General features: G+C 51.8%; 19 protein-coding genes and 1 tRNA gene. 11 read left to right on the forward strand and 9 right to left on the reverse strand.

Annotated elements, in window-relative coordinates; genetic code table 11:
• Positions 1–8: 8 nt before the first annotated feature.
• The 5 genes from OEY64_06915 to OEY64_06935 all read right to left on the reverse strand — a co-directional run bounded on the left by OEY64_06915 (position 9) and on the right by OEY64_06935 (position 4303).
• A complete protein-coding gene (locus OEY64_06915) occupies positions 9–1976 on the reverse strand; it encodes a sodium-translocating pyrophosphatase (protein ID MDH5542679.1) in 1968 nt (655 codons plus the stop codon).
• 20 nt (positions 1977–1996) lie between these two features.
• Entirely contained in the window at positions 1997–2509 is a 513-nt protein-coding gene (pth, locus tag OEY64_06920) for an aminoacyl-tRNA hydrolase (protein MDH5542680.1), read from the reverse strand.
• A gap of 44 nt (positions 2510–2553) precedes the next feature.
• Positions 2554–3216 (reverse strand): 50S ribosomal protein L25, encoded by a 663-nt coding sequence (locus OEY64_06925; protein MDH5542681.1) that lies wholly within the window; start codon positions 3214–3216, stop codon positions 2554–2556.
• Positions 3217–3242: 26 nt separating this feature from the next.
• A complete protein-coding gene (locus tag OEY64_06930) occupies positions 3243–4193 on the reverse strand; it encodes a ribose-phosphate pyrophosphokinase (GenBank protein MDH5542682.1) in 951 nt (316 codons plus the stop codon).
• Positions 4194–4228: 35 nt separating this feature from the next.
• A tRNA-Gln gene (locus OEY64_06935) sits at positions 4229–4303 on the reverse strand.
• Between the two features lie 195 nt (positions 4304–4498).
• Between OEY64_06935 and OEY64_06940 the strand changes: the two genes are divergently transcribed.
• Both OEY64_06940 and OEY64_06945 read left to right on the forward strand, forming a co-directional pair.
• Positions 4499–5473 carry a HEAT repeat domain-containing protein gene (locus OEY64_06940; protein MDH5542683.1) on the forward strand — a complete coding sequence of 325 codons (975 nt, stop codon included), beginning with the start codon at positions 4499–4501 and terminating at the stop codon, positions 5471–5473.
• A 97-nt stretch (positions 5474–5570) separates the two neighbouring features.
• Positions 5571–6215 carry a flagellar basal body-associated FliL family protein gene (locus OEY64_06945; protein MDH5542684.1) on the forward strand — a complete coding sequence of 215 codons (645 nt, stop codon included), beginning with the start codon at positions 5571–5573 and terminating at the stop codon, positions 6213–6215.
• Between the two features lie 24 nt (positions 6216–6239).
• Here OEY64_06945 and argB read toward each other — a convergent pair whose 3' ends face one another.
• Positions 6240–7172: an acetylglutamate kinase gene (gene argB, locus OEY64_06950; GenBank protein MDH5542685.1), complete on the reverse strand. Its 933-nt coding sequence runs from the start codon at positions 7170–7172 to the stop codon at positions 6240–6242.
• 57 nt (positions 7173–7229) lie between these two features.
• On the reverse strand, positions 7230–8162 hold the full coding sequence (locus tag OEY64_06955) for a tyrosine recombinase XerC (protein ID MDH5542686.1): 933 nt from the start codon (positions 8160–8162) through the stop codon (positions 7230–7232).
• A 642-nt stretch (positions 8163–8804) separates the two neighbouring features.
• On the opposite strand from OEY64_06955, the gene OEY64_06960 reads away from it, so the two are divergent.
• The gene (locus tag OEY64_06960) at positions 8805–9716 is read left to right on the forward strand and encodes a pentapeptide repeat-containing protein (GenBank protein ID MDH5542687.1); all 912 of its coding nucleotides are present in this window, start codon (positions 8805–8807) and stop codon (positions 9714–9716) included.
• 192 nt (positions 9717–9908) lie between these two features.
• Here OEY64_06960 and OEY64_06965 read toward each other — a convergent pair whose 3' ends face one another.
• Together OEY64_06965 and OEY64_06970 are read right to left on the reverse strand one after the other, a co-directional pair.
• Entirely contained in the window at positions 9909–10838 is a 930-nt protein-coding gene (locus OEY64_06965) for a patatin-like phospholipase family protein (protein ID MDH5542688.1), read from the reverse strand.
• Between the two features lie 181 nt (positions 10839–11019).
• Complete coding sequence (locus OEY64_06970) at positions 11020–11370, reverse strand: cupin domain-containing protein (protein MDH5542689.1); 351 nt, start codon at positions 11368–11370, stop codon at positions 11020–11022.
• Between the two features lie 181 nt (positions 11371–11551).
• Between OEY64_06970 and OEY64_06975 the strand changes: the two genes are divergently transcribed.
• The 8 genes from OEY64_06975 to OEY64_07010 all read left to right on the forward strand — a co-directional run bounded on the left by OEY64_06975 (position 11552) and on the right by OEY64_07010 (position 18159).
• Positions 11552–12616: an ATP-binding cassette domain-containing protein gene (locus OEY64_06975; protein MDH5542690.1), complete on the forward strand. Its 1065-nt coding sequence runs from the start codon at positions 11552–11554 to the stop codon at positions 12614–12616.
• Positions 12613–13413, forward strand: a complete 801-nt coding sequence (locus tag OEY64_06980) for an ABC-2 family transporter protein (protein ID MDH5542691.1) — start codon at positions 12613–12615, stop codon at positions 13411–13413. Before OEY64_06975 ends, OEY64_06980 begins: the two co-directional genes overlap by 4 nt.
• On the forward strand, positions 13406–14218 hold the full coding sequence (locus OEY64_06985; protein MDH5542692.1) for an ABC-2 family transporter protein: 813 nt from the start codon (positions 13406–13408) through the stop codon (positions 14216–14218). Before OEY64_06980 ends, OEY64_06985 begins: the two co-directional genes overlap by 8 nt.
• 137 nt (positions 14219–14355) lie before the next feature.
• Positions 14356–14760, forward strand: a complete 405-nt coding sequence (locus tag OEY64_06990; GenBank protein ID MDH5542693.1) for a hypothetical protein — start codon at positions 14356–14358, stop codon at positions 14758–14760.
• A gap of 139 nt (positions 14761–14899) precedes the next feature.
• The gene (locus tag OEY64_06995) at positions 14900–15112 is read left to right on the forward strand and encodes an Hsp20/alpha crystallin family protein (GenBank protein MDH5542694.1); all 213 of its coding nucleotides are present in this window, start codon (positions 14900–14902) and stop codon (positions 15110–15112) included.
• 237 nt (positions 15113–15349) lie between these two features.
• A complete protein-coding gene (gene tpiA, locus OEY64_07000) occupies positions 15350–16102 on the forward strand; it encodes a triose-phosphate isomerase (protein ID MDH5542695.1) in 753 nt (250 codons plus the stop codon).
• Between the two features lie 33 nt (positions 16103–16135).
• A complete protein-coding gene (gene secG, locus OEY64_07005; protein ID MDH5542696.1) occupies positions 16136–16516 on the forward strand; it encodes a preprotein translocase subunit SecG in 381 nt (126 codons plus the stop codon).
• A gap of 5 nt (positions 16517–16521) precedes the next feature.
• Positions 16522–18159 carry a peptide-binding protein gene (locus tag OEY64_07010; protein ID MDH5542697.1) on the forward strand — a complete coding sequence of 546 codons (1638 nt, stop codon included), beginning with the start codon at positions 16522–16524 and terminating at the stop codon, positions 18157–18159.
• Positions 18160–18194: the final 35 nt, after the last annotated feature.

Genomic DNA, 18194 nt, shown 5'->3' on the forward strand with positions numbered 1-18194 from the left:
CTTCCAGTTTAAATAAGAACCGGCGCAATGACCAGCGAAACAATCGCCATCAGCTTGATAATGATGTTCATAGCCGGGCCGGATGTATCCTTGAAAGGATCTCCAACGGTATCCCCGATAACTGCGGCCTTGTGCGCTTCGGATCCCTTTCCGCCGTGGTTCCCTTTTTCGATATACTTTTTCGCGTTATCCCATGCACCTCCGGCATTTGCCATAAGGAGAGCAAGGAATACGCCCGTAATCGTCGAACCGGCCAGCATTCCGCCAAGAGCTTCCTTACCAAAAACCAAACCGATCAAGAGCGGAGTAGATACGCCGATAACGCCCGGAAGCACCATCTCACGTAAAGCCGCCTTGGTGGATATCTCAACGCACCTTGCTGAGTCAGGTTTTCCTGTACCTTCCATTAGACCCGGTATCTCGCGGAACTGCCTTCGGATCTCTTCAACCATCGCCATCGCCGCTTTGCCGACTGATGTCATGGTAAGCGCGGCAATAAGGAACGGCACTATTCCGCCGAGGAACATTCCAACAACAACAGTCGGGGAGAGGAGGTTGATCGATTCCAGTCCGACGACTTTCGCGTAGGCTGAGAAGAGGGCCAATGCTGTCAACGCCGCGGAACCGATGGCGAATCCCTTTCCGATAGCGGCGGTCGTGTTGCCGATAGCGTCGAGCGAATCGGTGATCTTCCTTGTATCGGCTCCCAGTCCGGACATTTCCGAAATACCACCTGCGTTGTCGGCAATCGGCCCGTAGGCGTCCACGCTCATCGTAATGCCGACCGTCGCGAGCATTCCAACAGCGGCAAGGCCTATGCCGTAAAGACCCGCAAGAGAAGCCGCGCCGAATGTAGCGAGCGCTATTATCACTATCGGCATTGCCGTGCTTTCAAGGCCGATGGCAAAACCTGTGATGATCGTCGTCGCCGCTCCGGTCATGCTTGAATTCGCGATCCTCTTAACCGGCCCGAACATGCCGGTATAGTATTCGGTGATAAGCCCTATGGAAACGCCGGCAACCGTTCCGAGAACAAGCGCCCAGAAAATACCTATCGGAAGGTTCAGCCCGACGACAATGAATCTCGAAACTATGAGAAGGAGTATGGCCGCCAGTATGGTGGTATAGCGCAACACGCTCTCTGCACCCGCTTTTTCAAAAACCTTCATGCTTGCAAGACCGATTATGGATGCAAGAAGTCCCGCCATTACTACCAGCATCGGTAGCATTACATGCGGCATGGACTGCATCGCCGCTCCGAGAGCGATGGTTGCGATAACGGAACCGACATACGATTCGAAGATATCAGCGCCCATGCCCGCGGTATCGCCCACGCAGTCGCCTACGTTGTCCGCAATAACGCCGGGATTTCTTGGGTCGTCCTCAGGGATACCTGCCTCTACCTTGCCGACAAGGTCGCTCCCTACGTCCGCCGCCTTTGTGTAAATACCGCCGCCGATACGGGCAAACAGCGCGATGGAGCTACCACCCATAGCGAATCCGCTCAAGTGGGAGATATTCTCAAAATCGCCGTACAGGATAAGGAATGTTCCGACTCCAAGAAGACCGAGGCTGGCAACGGTAAGACCCATGACAGCACCGCCCGAGAAAGCTATCTCGAACGCTTTCTCCGCCCCCTTTTTGTTTGCCGCTTCGCACGTTCTTACGTTTGCCCTTGTTGCCGCCTGCATGCCGATAAAACCGGCAAGCATCGAGCTAAGCGCTCCCGCCAGAAAGGCGTATGCGGTCTTATCCGCGATGAAAACAAAGAGAAGACCGAATACTATAACTATGAATACGGCTATCCGGATGTACTCGCTTTTAAGAAATACCATCGCGCCTTCGTGGATGGCATCCGAAATGTCTATCATCTTCTGATTGCCAGGCGATTGCCTGTTAATCATCATGAAAAGAGCCAACGCTACAAAAAGTCCCAGTACACCAAATAGTGGCGCGTAATTTGCCCAGCTTTCCATATAATCTCCCTGTAATCTCCCTAAAAGTTAAAAATCATCTGATAACAATCTTCTATAGATTGAGTAACCAAAACCTTTTCATCATTTCCAAACGGCGACAGCACATAATCGGCGGTGTCGACCCCTTTCGGCGGTCTTCCAACGCCAATGCGGAGACGCCTAAAATCTCGCGTCCCGATTTCGTCAATTATGGAGGCGATGCCGTTATGCCCTCCGGTTCCGCCTGTTTTCTTCTCCTTAACCTTGCCGAGCGGGATATCAACGTCGTCATGAACAACGGTTATATCCTCCGGCTTCAGTGAAAAATGCCCCATTAGGCCGCGCACCGCTATGCCGCTTCTGTTCATATATCCCTGGGGTTTAGCCAGAACAATTTCCTCGCCATCCCTTTTAAAAACCCCGACAAGGGAATTCTTGATCTTGCTCCTCAGCTCGGCGCCGTTCTCGCGTCCGATATAATCTACCGCCATGAAGCCGACGTTATGCCTCGTTGACGAGTAGTTCGCACCCGGATTGCCTAGACCAACAAACAATTTCACATTCCTGTTTCAGCAGAGTTATTTTTCTCTCAGGGCCGTTACTTCTTCTTCTCTTCTCCGCCAGCCGCTTTGGCGCCAGCCGCCGGAGCCGCCGCTTTTGCGCCCTCTGCGTTTGCTGTATCGCCCTCTTTACCGCCCGGTCCCTGTTTTGGAGGAGCGATCGAAACAAGCGGGGTATCTCCGCTGTCAAGCGCCTTGATCCCTTCAGGCAGCGAAATGGTCGAGATCGTAAGCTTCTGATCGATATCAAGTTCGGAGATGTTTACTTCAACGGAAACCGGCATCGACTCCGGGATCCCTTCGAGCGTTATCTTGTCGTGATGCACGCGGAGAATACCACCTTTGATCTTTACCCCCATTGCTACACCCTTGAAGATAACCGGCACCGATTTGACCAGCGGTTTTTTAATATCTATCTGAAGGAAATCGGCATGGAAGATCGTGTCGTTAAGCGGATGATACTGCAGTTCCTGGAGCAGCGCATGCCATGATGTTCCGCCGTCGAGACCAAGCTTGAGGATAACGCTTTTCCCGCTCGCTCCCGATAGGGCGCGAAATACTTCCTTGGAACTTACGGCGAGTTTTTCCTTCAAGCCGCCGCCATAGATTATCGCCGGCATAAGCCCTTTCTTCCTGAGGGTCCTGGAAGCCTTCTTTCCTTTATCGGTTCTTTTTTCAACTTTCAATTCAACAATATCCATTGTGATCTCCCTTAAATGATCAAATTTTAATATTCAAAAAGACTGCTTACCGATTTTGCCAGGTGGATTCTTTTTATCGCCTCGGCAAAAACTTCCGATATATCCAGCACTTTTAGTTTTTTACATTTCTCAACATGGGCTTCCTGCCCGATAGTGTTGGTCGTTATCAGTTCCGTTATCGGCGATCCGTTGATCCTCTCAATCGCCTTCCCCGAAAGCACAGCGTGCGAACAGCATGCCCTTACGGACGCCGCTCCGGCATCCAGAAGAGCGTTCACCCCTTCGGTGAGGGTTCCGGCGGTATCCACCATATCGTCCACGATTATCGCATCCATCCCTTTAACATTTCCTATTATATTCATCGCCTTCGCCACATTCTTCCCTTCACGGCGTTTGTCGATGATACCGAGCCCGCAATCAAGCTTTTTGGCAAAAGCCCTCGCGCGTTCGACGCCTCCGGCGTCCGGCGAAAACACGACCCTCTCATTCTTGAAATCGATGCTGTTTATATATTCTATAAGAACCGGGGAACCGTACAGATGGTCAACCGGCTTATCAAAGAATCCCTGTATCTGCCCGGCATGGAGATCCATGAACAGGGCGCGATCCATACCCGCCTGGCATATGATGTCGGCAACGAGGCGCGCGCTTATCGGCGTTCGGCTCTGAACCTTTCGATCCTGCCTGGCGTATCCGAAATAGGGCATAACCGCGGTTATCCTCCTCCCGGAGGCCCGCTTCACTGCATCTATCAGGAGGAGAAGCTCCATCAGGTTGTCGTTAACGGGTGTATTTGTCGACTGGATTATGAACACATCCCCGCCGCGTATATTTTCTTTTATCTGACAAAAAATCTCGCCATCCGAGAAATTGGAGATCTCACATTCAATGAGCGGCACACCAATTCCAGCGGCAATTCCTTCTGCCAACTTGATATTGGACCTGCCGGCTATTAGTTTTGGCCCGTCGACATTCATAAAATCTGGTATCCCGCTATAAAAAACATCAATTTTGGCTGGGGTGGTAGGATTCGAACCTACGAATGCAGGTACCAAAAACCTGTGTCTTACCGCTTGACGACACCCCAAGAGCTAACAATCGCCCTTAATAATAACGCTATAAAAGCCTTAAATAATAACAGACTTGCAAACAGTGTCAAATTAAATTGACAAAACCCGGTTCAGGCGTAATTTTGCGGTTTGGACAATAGACAAAAATCTGCTAAATTATTGTTTTAAGAACACTTATTATATTTATCCTGTATGCCGAAGAGAATGAGAGAATGGAAATTCATGACCGGATCATAAAAAGCTGCAAGAACGAGGACCCAAACGTTCGCAGGGCCTCGGCAGTAGCCCTTGGAAATATGGGAATTACACAGGCAAAAGGACCTTTGGCCGCTCTTTTAAAGGATAAATTCCCGGTGGTCAAGGAAGCCGCCATCTACGCTCTTTCGAAGCTGAACGCAGTGGAGGTAGTGGAACATCTCACAGCGATTCTCAACCCGGAAGACGGCGATGTCAGAAAAGCCATCCTGCAGACCGTCTCCTCCAAGACCCCTCCACAGGACCAGAAAAGCGAAGAAGAGGCCGCGATGGGGCTTACACCTGAAAAACTACTTGAACAATGGAAGGTGAAGAGGGCCGCGGCGCTTGCTCTTTGCAAGCTCAACCCGGATATTGCCGTTTCGCCGTTGATTGCGGCCCTTGCCCACGAAAATATCAACGTGAAAATAGCCTCAATAACCGGGCTTGGAAACATGGAATCGCAGGTCGCGGGGCCGAAACTTCTCGAACTGATAAAGAGCGAAGCGTGGGAGGTGCGCAAGGCAGTGGCAACGGCGCTTGGCAAGATCAAATACGAACCGGCCATTGATTCGATCGTTGAACTGCTTAAAGATTCGCGCTTCGCGGTAAGAATTGAAGCAATAATCGCGCTTAACCACTTTAAAACGCTCGATATCCTGGGACCCCTCTCAAACGTAATTAGCGAAGACGACAACGTGGACGTAAAACGGACCGCGGTGATCGCGCTTGGCAACCTTCAGACGGAGTACGCCATACCGTCGCTGACACAGGCATGTTCAGATCCCGCGTGGCAGGTAAGGAAGGCGGCTGTCACCGCGCTGGCTTCGCTAAAGTTCCCGCAAGTCCTTGATCCGCTGGTCGTCGCGCTAACCGATGAAAACGAGGAAGTGAGCCATGTGGCGGCTCTCGCCTACCCGAAGGTCGCCGCCGCCCTGGAATCCTCAATGTAAGATGAGACCATCTCCATTTTTAAACGGCGGAGTAAATATTAGAAAGTCCGGCTTTCTTCCGGACGGGAAAGACCCTGCCTGGCAGGGATAATATCCAATGGCAAAGAAACATAAAACCGAACTTGACGTCGACCCCACTTCCATACCGGTCACAGAAGAAGAAAAAGTCGAGGAGGCCCCCAAACCCTCTCCTGTCAAATTTGAGGCCGGAGGAGGAGGAGGAGGAGAAGAAGAAGAAGAAGACGAGGTAAAACCGAAAAGAAAACTTACCAGAAAGGCGATCATCATTCTTGCTGTCGGCATCAGCGGATTTCTCTCCCTGATAGCAACGATCGTGGCGGGATATTTCTACTTTTCAAAGGAAGAGGAACCCGTTATACAGCAGATCGAGGAACCCGCAAAGCCCGAGCCTGTGCAGAAAACTCCAGTCACATTCGAAAAGATGATCAATCTCAGCCTTGAACCGTTCATAATCCCTATTGAAAAAAATGGGGAAAAACGTTTATGGCGCATAGCATTCTCCATACAGCTTAGCAACGAAGAGACTATCGACGAGATTGAGGAGAACTCCTCCATCATACGCGAAGCTATATTCCTGTTTCTCACGACGCATAACATAGAGGACTTCTCAGACCTGAAGAAAAGGCCACGCACCATCTACGATATGGAGATCCTTCTCGACAGGTCCCTGCAGTCAGGGAGAGTGAAAAGCATAACGATAACCGAATTCAATATCATGTAGTTTCGGGGAAGGCTCCGAAACCGCTTATCTCACTATCTCCGTTCCGATACCCTTGTCGGTAAATATCTCAAGCAATACGGAGTGCTTCACCCTTCCGTCGATGATATGGGTTTTCTTTACGCCGGCATCAAGCGCCCTAAAACAGCTTTTCACCTTGGGCAGCATCCCCCCCTTGATAACCCCCTTTTCGATAAGCTCTTCCACTCGGCTTTCATTCAGATGGCTCAACAGCTCCTTGTCGGAGCCGAGTATCCCCCTTTCGTCCGTAAGAAGGACAAGCTTTTCCGCCTTCAGCGCGGCGGCTATCTCCCCCGCTACCGTATCGGCGTTGATATTGTAGGTCTCCCCTTTCGAGCCTACCCCTACCGGCGCTATGACCGGGATGAAATTGTCCTTGTCGATGGTCTCAAGTATCTCCTTGTTTATCTTCGTCACCTTGCCGACCATTCCGATGTCGATTATCTCCGGCCTGTCGACGTCCGCCGTCCGCTTTTCAATAAGCATCTTTTCGGCTTCTATCAGGCGGCCGTCCTTCCCGCTCAATCCGACGGCGCGCCCACCTTCGCTCGACAACAGCGAAACTATCTCCTTGTTCACCTTCCCGACGAGAACCATCTCAACCACGTCGATAGTCTCGCCGTCCGACACCCTGTGCCCGTCCACGAACCGCGTCGGTATCCCCATCTTTTCGAGGGTCTTCCCTATCTGCGGACCGCCGCCATGAACGACCACCGGATTTATTCCAACAAGTTTGAGAAGAGCCACGTCGCGGGCGAAGCCCTCTTTCAGCCCCTCTTCCACCATCGCGGATCCGCCGTACTTTATGACTACCGTCTTCCCGCTGTACTGCCGTATATATGGAAGCGCCTCTATAAGGACAGCCGCCTTCCCTATCAATTCATTCAGATTCAGTTCACTCATCAGCGCAGTATACACCGCAAACAGTTCGTCTTGCATCCGGAAGAGTGAACATCTCCCACTTCCCCATGCCTCTTCGCCAACATCTCGCGGGGGCTATCCTCCCCCCCTCCTCTTCCTTGCGTGCGGGTGGGCGCTGTCGTATACGTTCATGAGCCTCTCTATCCCTACATGCGTGTACTTCTCCGTGGTGCCAAGCGATGAGTGACCGAGCAGTTCCTGAATGGCGCGGAGATCGGCCCCTCCGTTCAGCATATGCGTCGCGAATGTGTGGCGTATCATGTGGGGGGTGAGGCGCTTTATTATACCCGCCCTGATGCCGTGCTTCACCACCACCTCGTAGGTCTGCCTCATCGAGAGCCTCTTTTTCAGTCTGGAGTAAAAGAGCGGGCCGCTATCCTTCCCGTTGCTTTTCATCAGCTCCCTTATCGCAACAGCCGCCTTTTTGCCGACCGGGATGATCCGCTCCTTGCTCCCCTTACCCATCACCCGGACAAGATTGCCGGTGAGGTCCACATCCTCGGCATTCAATCCCTGCAGTTCGGCGATGCGTAGCCCGCTCGAATAGAAGAGCTCAAGCATCGCGCGGTCGCGGAGCATCGTCGGCGATCCTTTGTCGGCGCTATCCATTAGCGCGAACGCTTCATCCACAGAGAGGAACTTCGGCATCTTCTTCGGTTTCTTCGGGAGCGGGACAGCCTCCGCGATGTTCTTCTCCACCATCCCTTCGCGCGCGAGATAGCGGAAGAAGGCGCGGAGAGCGGAGAGCTTTCTCTCTATGGACGACGGCGCGAGTTTTTTTCTATGAAGCTCCGCCACGAAAGAGCGTACCGCGATAACCTCCATCTTCTCGAAATCTATCGCGCCGGAAGTCCCCTTTTTTTCAACCAGCGGACTTTTGAAAGCGAACTCGGCGAACTGCGCGAGATCCTTTCCGTACGCCTTGGAAGTTTTCGGGGAGAACCCTTTCTCTATGGAGATATGCGTCAGGAATTTTTCAATCTCTTTTGGAATTTTTACCTGTTCCACAGGAACAGTTTAGGACCAGACCCGGCAACTATCAAGAGTGATCGGTCTTCATGCTCATACCTGCCACCCCCGCGTATGCGGGGATCCAGATATCACTATCCCGCCGCTCTTGGTTCCCTTCTTGTCACCCCCGCGTATGCGGGGATCCAGATATCACTATCCCGTCGCTCTTGGTTCCCTTCTTGTCATCCCCACGGAAGCGGGGATCCAGATATCACTATCCCGTCGCTCTTGGTTCCCTTCTTGTCATCCCCGCGTATGCGGGGATCCAGATATCACTATCCCGTCGCTCTTGGTTCCCTTCTTGTCACCCCCGCGTATGCGGGGATCCAGATATCACTATCCCGTCGCTCTTGGTTCCCTTCTTGTCATCCCCGCGTATGCGGGGATCCAGATTTCTAGCATTGGCGGCGTACACACTGCGAAAATAATTCCGATGCTATCGGGAGAAGAGGAATTAAATGTGCAATACGGTACAAAATTGTATAATTCTCAGCAATGGCTGAAATCGACACAGAAAAGCTGAACAGACAGTGGAAACCGGAGGAAGTTTCCAGGAGTGACCTTCGCCTATTCATTTTAGTAGTGATAGGTTTATCTGAAATCTTTTTATTATCAATTTTTATGGCGGCTACGTCGCCTTTGGAATTTATAGAAAAAAACCCTGCCTTCTCCGACATTTTCAAGAACATCCTGCCTCTTATCCTTGCCGCGCCGATAGCGCTCCCTATCTGGTACTGGCGGGATCAGAACAAGAAGGCCGATATACAGAACGCCAGAGAGGACCTTATCCAGAAGGATTTTCACGAAATACAGAAGTGGGCAGTTGGATTGGGTGGCGACAAAAATGAAACCTTGCAGATTGCCGCCATTCATCAACTGAAACCGTTTGCCGTCGGCATACATGGGGAGAGATTCCAGAGGCCAGCATATGAAATATATTTCTCCCTTCTCCAGTCATGGCCGGAGGAAGAGGTGAATGACGAGACAGTGGTTCCAAACCATATACTGGCCATCCACACCGTCTTCCGCGAAGAGGGGAGCAAAATCACAAAAAAGATGAACAGAATAAACCTGGCAAAGGCAGATCTTTCAGGTGCGGATCTCAGCGGTGTCAACCTCGCAGAAGCCAATCTGCAATCGGCAGAACTATTCAGAGCCAACCTGCAATCGGCAAACCTTATGCTTGCCAACCTGCAATCGGTTAATCTTGCTCATGCCAACCTGCAATCGGCAGACCTATCTGGAGCCAACCTGCAATCGGCAAACCTTCGCTATGCCAACCTGCAATCGGCATACCTTTTACTTACCAACCTGCAATCGACAGACCTATCTGGAGCCAACCTGCAATCGGCAGAGCTTGAAGGAGCCGAATTCGAAGATAGAGAGATCATCAGGGGTGAAAACTGGAATAAGGCAGAGTACAGTAAAGGAAAATTGGAAAACCTGCAAAAACTCTACAAGGAATTAAAGGGAAAAGATGAGAAGAATTATTGGGACCCTGAAAGCGAGAATTACATCTTCCCTCCTCCCATCCACGACAGCAGGGACTGACGATCATCCCCACTCCATCCACAAACAGCCACCCTACCGCAAGCATGACAAACCGCGCTGGATCCCCGCCTCCGCGGGGATGACAAGAGGACTGGAAACAAATATTCATATAAATTTTATGACAAACCGTGCAGGAGTTCGCTCTCGCGATGTTGGGTATGACAAGGGGAAGGGGGTGACGCCAGAAGAAAGCTAGCGGCAACGGCCTGTGAAGAAGTTCCTTACTCTACCTCTTCTGATGCAGGATCTTATTTTCTTAACAGCTTCGGACGCCGCATCGCGCCCCGCCTGCACCGCCTCTTCCGCTTTCGAAAAATCGGCCCAGTGAATACCTTTCGTCTTCGGCGTGATTATATAGTCCGCCCCTTCCAGCTGAAGGTTCGCCAATACGCGCCTCGTGACCACGCTCCCCCCAGTTATCACTTCGAGGGAGTTCGTCGGCTCCGGCTCCGGCTCGTCGTCCTGCATGATATCGACCGCTATCACTATATCCGCCCCCATGATGCGCGCGCGCCTTACCGGGTTCTGTTCTGCCCAGCTCCCGTCTATCAGCACCATCCCCGCCATCTTTACGGGGGGGAATATCCCCGGAATAGAACATGATGCGAGTATCGCCTTCTGCACCGACCCCTTTTCAAAATAAAAATTCTTCCTGGATACAAGGTCCGTGGCGCAACATGAGAAAGGTATCTTGCAGTGGCGGAACTCGAGGTCCGGCACGATGTCCGCGATGTTCCTCTCAAGCACCCCCGCCGGGAGATACGATACGTTTGTGAGCGAAACGCCGTAGAAGTACGACCTTCTCAGCTTTCTCGATATCTTTCCGAGAAGTCCGTTCAGCACACCCTGTTCACCTACCTTCGTGGAGCTGAGGAAATCCATCTTTGCGTCTTCGTAATCGTCGCTTTTGAGGAAATCTATGAATCTTTTTTCGATCTGCTCCGCGACCGGATCGAGAGCGTACATCCCGCCGATAACCGCGCCGATGCTTGTTCCGGCGATGAGATGGATAGGGATCTTTGCCTTTTCGAGTTCGCTGAGGACCCCAAGATGCGAAAGACCTCTTGCCGCGCCGCCTCCCAGAGCAAGGCCTACTTTAACGCCGCGAAATATGCCTCCCATAACTACCAATATATTCTATTTGCGCGTGAACCTGAAAAATAACTGCCCTCAATGGCGGAAGATGATCCTTCCGGGCGTGGACTCAACATAGTTACTCTGTAAAACTGATCCCGTAAAAATCGAGGTATCCGACTGCGTGAATAATAACGGGCCGGCTGACGCCGGCCCGTTTTGCAAAGCGTTACGCTCGTTTTTCCATTCCCGCCGGCTGTTTGGTGACCTGCTGGGCTATCAGCTTGCCGTCGCCGGAATCGATGAGATCGTGCCATACGTTCTTCGGAGCAAGGAAGGTGCTCCCTGCCTTTACCTTAAGGGTCTCTTCCTTGCCGTCATCGAGCTTGAACGTTCCCGTTCCCGCAATGACGGTGAATATCTGATCTCCGGTCGGGTGCCTGTGATATCCAAGCGCCTGTCCGGCCTTGTAATAGTAGACATCAAGTGTAAGCGCGTCGGTGGTGATAAGGTTCACCTTCGAGACCGCTCCGTCTGTAAATGCCTTTTTTTCGTTGATATCGTTTTGCTGAATTGCCATTATTAAAAAGCCTCCAATAGAAAATTTGTGGTTAAACGATTTTACTCTTCTCCGGTTAATTCTTTTTCATGTTTCATTATACCGCCAAAAGGCCGGATACAAAAACTTCTTGCCGTGCGAAACCCCTCCTCTTATAGCTGAATTTTTTCGATGCGCCGCCCGGTTGGAGTAAACTGTCTGGATGTCAGAAAGTCGAGTAGCAATAAAGGCGCAAAACCTGAGGAAGGATTTCTCGGTAGACGAATCGGGCCAGGGATTCCTTGGCAGCGTCAAAGCCCTTTTCAACAGACGGAAGAAAATAATACACGCGGTTGAAAACGTCACCTTCTCCATAAACCGGGGGGAGTTCGTCGGATACGTCGGCGAGAACGGCGCCGGAAAATCGACGACCATAAAAATGCTGACGGGGATACTCGTTCCGACATCAGGCTCGGCCCATGTGAACGGAATTATCCCGTACGAGAACAGGAGACAAAACGCCTTCCGCATCGGGGTGGTGTTCGGACAGCGCACACAGCTCTGGTGGGATCTCCCGGTCAGGGAATCGTTTGAAATGCTCAGGAACATCTACCGGGTTACGCCCGAAGATTTCAAGACAACGATGAAAAGGCTAAACACCGCGCTCGACCTCGATCCGCTACTCCAGATGCCGGTAAGGAAACTGAGCCTCGGGCAGAGGATGAGATGCGACATTGCCGCCGCATTAATTCACAAACCGGAGATACTTTTTCTCGACGAGCCGACTATCGGCCTTGACGTGGTAGCGAAGGAGAACATACGCACCTTCCTCGCCGAAACGAACAGGGAGAACGGCACAACCATAATCCTTACTACGCACGACATGAACGACATTGAAAAACTTTGCCGAAGGATCATCATCCTCGATCAGGGGAAAGTGATCTACGACGGAGAGACGGACGCACTGAAAAAGAAGTTCGCGCATGAAAAGGTTCTTGAAGTCGATTTTCACGAAACGGAAAAGGATCTCTCCCGCATACCGGAACTCTCCATCATCAGGGAGGAAGGGAACAAGAAATGGCTCAAGTTTGAAAACGGGCCCGACCATATAGGCGAGATCATAGGCAAGCTGGCGCAACAGTACAGACTGCGGGACATTTCGGTGCGCGAACCGTCCGTTGAAAGCATAATCAGGAACATTTACGAAAAGCGCGTGGCGCTTCCCGAACATGTCGAAACCGAGACGCAGGACGCGGGAACCGAACCTGTAAAGGGGGCGCGCTCTTGAATCCGTCGCTCTTCCTGAAATTCGTTTCTGTCTCGTTCCAAAAGGAGATCACATACCGCTTTGACTACTTCATGGGGATACTGAACGGATTCCTCTATGTATTCATATTCACATCCGTATGGAAAGCCCTCTACAGCCAGTCGGACGCGACCGCGCACAACGGCTTTTCCCTCACCGGAATAATCACGTTCGCCGTGATGGCTATGGCGGTGAGGATATCGTTCACGCAGGACGATACGGTTATCTATAAAAAAGTACAGGACGGCTCCGTCGCCATCGACCTCATCCGTCCGGTATCCTTTTTCTTCATGCACCTCGCGGAGTCGTCGGGACACTCCCTGTTCCACCTCTGCGCGAGATCGGTACCTATCATTCTCATTTCATCGCTGATCTTCGACATCGAGATACCGGCTGAGGCCCTGCGTCTGCTGACCTTCCTCCTCTCCGCCATCCTCGGCTACCTCATTCTTTTCATGGTCAACTTCGCGTTCGGTCTCCTTGCCTTCTGGTTCGTGGAGATATTCCCGTTCCTCCTTTTCAAGTACGGAATGCTCACCCTTTTCGGAGGGGGGATCGTCCCTATAGACTTTTTCCCCGAGCCGCTGAAGGTGGTAGCGGACTTTCTCCCTTTTCAGCAGGTGCTATACGTCCCGACTACAATTCTTATAGGGCACGCGGAGGCAAGTGAACTCCTTCCGATGATCGCAACGCAGTTTGTATGGATATTCACCCTTGCCGCCGTTTGCCGGACGATGTGGAGAGCGGGGCAAAACAAGCTGGTGATACAGGGTGGGTAGCCCGATGGAAAATTTCCGCGTATACCTTTCCCTCGTAATGACATCAATTCGCGCGAGGATGGAATACAAGTCGAGTTTTATATTTTATCTCGTGGCGATAATATTCTATTACCTTGGTCAGGTAGGTCTCCTCCTTGTCCTGCTGGCAAAATTCCAGACTATCCACGGATGGAGCCTCGGAGAAATGGCTTTCCTCTTCGGGCTTCTCACCTTCGCGCTCGGAATGTCAAACTTCTTTTTCAGCTCTCTTATAAACTTCGATCAGATGATAATAAACGGCGACTTCGACAGGTACCTTGTCCGCCCGTTGAGTCCGCTGGGCCAGGTGATGGCGTCGAAATTCGAGGCCTCTACCCTTTCGCACCTGCTCATTGGCATTGCCGCGCTTTACGCAGGTTCCACGATGGTGGACCTCGACTGGACCGCAAGGAAGGCCGCCTTCTTTCCACTGGTTGTGATAGGCGGGGTGATGATATCCGGGGCGATACGCCTTTCGGTCACCGCCGTCGCCTTCTGGACCCTTCGCAACCAGTCACTGGTGCATACGATAGTTTTCTCATCCAGGGAGTTCGTTATCTACCCGGTATCGATCTACAACTTTGGAGTGCAGTTCTTCCTGACATTCGTATTCCCGCTGGCATTCATAAACTTCTACCCGGCCCACTATTTTCTCGACCGCGCCGGCGACGATCTGCTTCATCCCGCCCTGCAGATGGGAACGCCGCTTGTGGGGGTAATTCTCTTCTCGATCTCGCTTCTTATCTGGAAAACAGGGATAAACCACTACCAGTCATCGGGGAGTTGAAGCGGCTCCTTGCAGCAGAGCTACTCCTTTCCTGGGCAAAATAAGTAAAACTAAAGTATTGAATCGTACTTTGCGAAAAGTTTATCCTAGCTCCCTTGAAGGAGAAACGACGGATTCACATCAGGAGGCATAAATCATTGAAGAAAAAAATATATCCTAATTACAGCATGCTGGCCATCTTGGCGCTATGCGCGTCCATATCCTTGGCAGGTTGCGGCCTTGAGGACGACGATGATGATGACGATGACAACGGCGGCGGAAACACCATTGTGAACGTCACTGAATCGTGCGATCTCACCTCGACTCTATCCACTTGCACCGAGTACACAGGTACATATTGGAACTCTGTAAATATCACCGCCTCCTGTACCGAAGGGACCGTCGGTATCACCTGCCCTACCTCTGGTTTCGTTGGGAAATGCCTGGTTGATAGCGGTACCAGCACCGAACATATAACTTTCTATTTTCCCGAATACACCGCCGCCGTGGCGGAAACCATCTGCACAGGCACGGAAGGCGGGACATTCACAGCCGCGCCATAAAAGCTTTTCTAATCCGGGGGAGCGGTGAACTCCGCTCCCCTTTTTTTTACCCTCCAAAGGCCTTGAATATCCATATCCTGGGCAGGATCAACCCCGGAACAGGGTGAAAACTTGACGCGCATTCAGGGCGATTTTATTTATTAAAAAGGATGTCGAATTGCAGATTTCCGGCGACAGGCTTACAATAAAAGGGGAGAAGAAGATCGAAAAGGAGGATAAAAACGGCGATTATTACCGCATGGAAAGAGCCTGCGGATCCTTCTGCCGAGTGGTTCCGCTTCCGGAAACTGCTGAAACCGAAAAAGCGGAAGCTACTTTCGGCAAGGGTCTCCTGAAAGTCGCGATCCCGTGATTGAAAGAGGCCGAGAGCAGATTAAAGCGAGGCGAGATAAGGAAGGAGTGACCGATACTTGAAATTGGGAGAGAGCTTTTTCAGCCAGTATCCCGCCCCCCCATACCGGGATACATGCCTTCCCCGGGCCTGAAACCCTCTCTCCCTTTTTTCCGGCAGATGTACACTATTGAATAAATCAAAAAAATCCTCAAAAAGGAGCCGAACCTGTTGCGCGGAAAGGTGTATAATTCCCCGATGAGAAAAAAACTGATAGCCGGAAACTGGAAAATGCATATGACGACCGTTGAAACGGGCGACCTCATAGAGGAGATCATTGAAAACATAAAGGATGTTGACGGGGTCGACGTTGTTGTCGCCCCCCCCTTCACGGCGCTTGAAGCGGCGAGGGAGACGATCGGCTCGGCCAATATCGGCCTCTCCGCCCAGAATATCTTCTGGGAAGAAAAAGGGGCGTTCACCGGAGAGATATCCGCCCCTATGCTTCTCGACACAGGGTGCGAATGGGTGATAATCGGCCATTCGGAGCGGAGGCAGTATTTCGGCGAAACCGACGAGACCGTGAACAAGAAGATCAAGACCGCCATCTCGGCGGGGTTGAAACCTATCGTATGCGTAGGCGAGACGCTGGAAGAGCGGGAAAGCGATAAAACAGACAGTGTGATAGAGACCCAGCTTGCAGGCGGGCTTTCGGGAATACCGGAGGAGAGCCTCGGCGACATGGTAATTGCCTACGAGCCGGTTTGGGCAATCGGCACAGGGAAGACAGCCTCGCCCGCCCAGGCGGAGGAGGTCCACTCCTTCATCAGGAAATGGATATCCGACCATTACTCGGCCGCAACAGCCGATAAAATGAGGATACTTTACGGCGGATCGGTAAAACCGGACAATGCGGCGGAGCTGATGTCCCAGCCGGACATAGACGGGGCACTGGTAGGAGGAGCAAGCTTGAAAGCTGGCGATTTCAGTGCTATCATTCGCGCTTCGTAATATTTCTACACTTTAATGAGGATATGATTTGATATGACCACTGCATTGTTGGTAGTACATGTATTCGCGGCGCTGTTTATGATATTGATAGTCCTTCTCCAGTCCGGCAAGGGGGCCAGTATGGGTGCCGGTTTTGGCGGCTCTTCACAGACGGTTTTCGGAAGCCGCGGCCCCGCGAGTTTTCTCGCCAAAGTGACGACCTTCGCCGCTACAGTATTCATGATCACTTCGCTCACGCTATCCGTTTTAGCTTCGAGCTCCAAGAGCACATCCGTTGTCGACCAGATTGAAAAACCTGTCGCGCCAATCGAGGAAGAAGGGGGTTTCGACCCATTTGAGGCCGGCAAAGAGGGAATTGACAAAAATCTGCCCGCCGGGGAATCGGACGAGAAGGGACAGGAAGGTCCTCAATAACAGCCATGCGGATCTTGGCCGTTGCGTTGGCGCTCTTTCTGACGTCGGCCTGTCAGCCTAAACCTGTTGGCAACGGGAAAAGCTCTTCCCAAAAACCTGCCGAGATATCTACTACACCCGAACATGGGGGAATGCTCGTTGAGGCAAGCATCGGCGACGCAAGCAACCTCATTGCGATGCTCGCGGGGGACGCGGCATCCCACTCCATTTCCGGCCTGGTAAACGCGGGCCTCGTACGCTACACCCCATCATGGGAGATAGAAGGGGAGCTTGCCGAATCATTCGAGATATCGAACGGCGGAAAGACTATCACTTTCCATCTCCGCAAGGGGGTTAAATGGCACGACGGCCATCCGTTCACATCTGCCGACGTCATGTTCGGCTATAAAACAATAATTAATGAGAACACACCTACCGCCTACTCCGAGGACTATCTCCAGGTATCAAAGGCTGAAGCGCCGGATGATCACACTTTCATAGTGCATTACGACAAGCCTTTCGCTCCGGCCCTCGGTTCATGGGGGAGCCTTACCGTTCTCCCCAAGCACCTTCTTGAAGGGAAGGATATTACGAAATCGGAATTGACCCGCAAGCCGATAGGCGTAGGCCCCTATAAATTCATCGAATGGAAAACGCAGGAGAAGATAGTCCTCGAAGCGAATCCCGAATATTTCGAAGGGGAGCCGTTCATAAAACGGTATGTCTTCCGCATCATCCCGGATACGGCAACGCAGTTCCTTGAGCTGAAATCAAACGGCATAGACATGATGGGGCTCACCCCGATCCAGTACAAGAAACAGGCAAACACCAGCTTCTTCAATGAAAACTTCCAGAAGTACAGCTATCTTGCCAACGGATATGTCTACATGGGGTACAACCTTAAAAGAAAACTTTTCCAGGATGTCCGCGTGCGAAGGGCTATCACCCACGCCATAGACAAGGACGAGATCATTGAAGGGGCGCTCCTTGGGCTCGGCAAACCTGCCGAAGGGCCGTACAAGCCCGGCATATGGGCCTACAACCCGAACGTGAAAAAACTTGGGTACGATCCCGAAAAGGCGAAGAGCATCCTGGCCGAAGCGGGGTGGAAAGATACTGACGGCGACGGGATCCTCGACAAGGACGGAAAAAAATTCGAATTCACCATAGTCACAAATCAGGGGAACGACCAGAGAAAAAAGACCGCTGAGATAATCCAGAGAAGGCTGAAGGAGGTCGGGATAGCGGTGAACATACGGATCATTGAGTGGGCATCCTTCATAAAGGAGTTCATCAACAAAAGGGAGTTCGACGCCACTATCCTCGGATGGTCACTTTCGCCCGACCCTGACAATTACGACATCTGGCACTCGTCCAAAACAAAAGAGGCCGAGTTCAATTTCATATCGTACAAGAACGACGAGGTTGACGCGCTCCTCGAAAAGGGGCGGCGCTCATTCGACCAGGAAGAGAGAAAAAAGGCCTACTACCGGATACAGGAGATACTGGCGGAAGAACAGCCATACTGTTTCCTCTTTAACTCCGAATCGCTCCCCGTGGTAAGCGCGCGGGTGAAAGGGATCACCGCCTACCCGACAGGTATCGGATACCGCTGGCCGAACCTCTGGTGGATACCCAAATCACTGCAAAGGTATCAGCCGTAACGCATATGATGAACCGCTCCTCCATTGGAAATATC

The organism is Nitrospinota bacterium (assembly GCA_029881495.1).
GTDB lineage: Bacteria > Nitrospinota_A > UBA7883 > JACRGQ01 > JACRGQ01 > JAOUMJ01.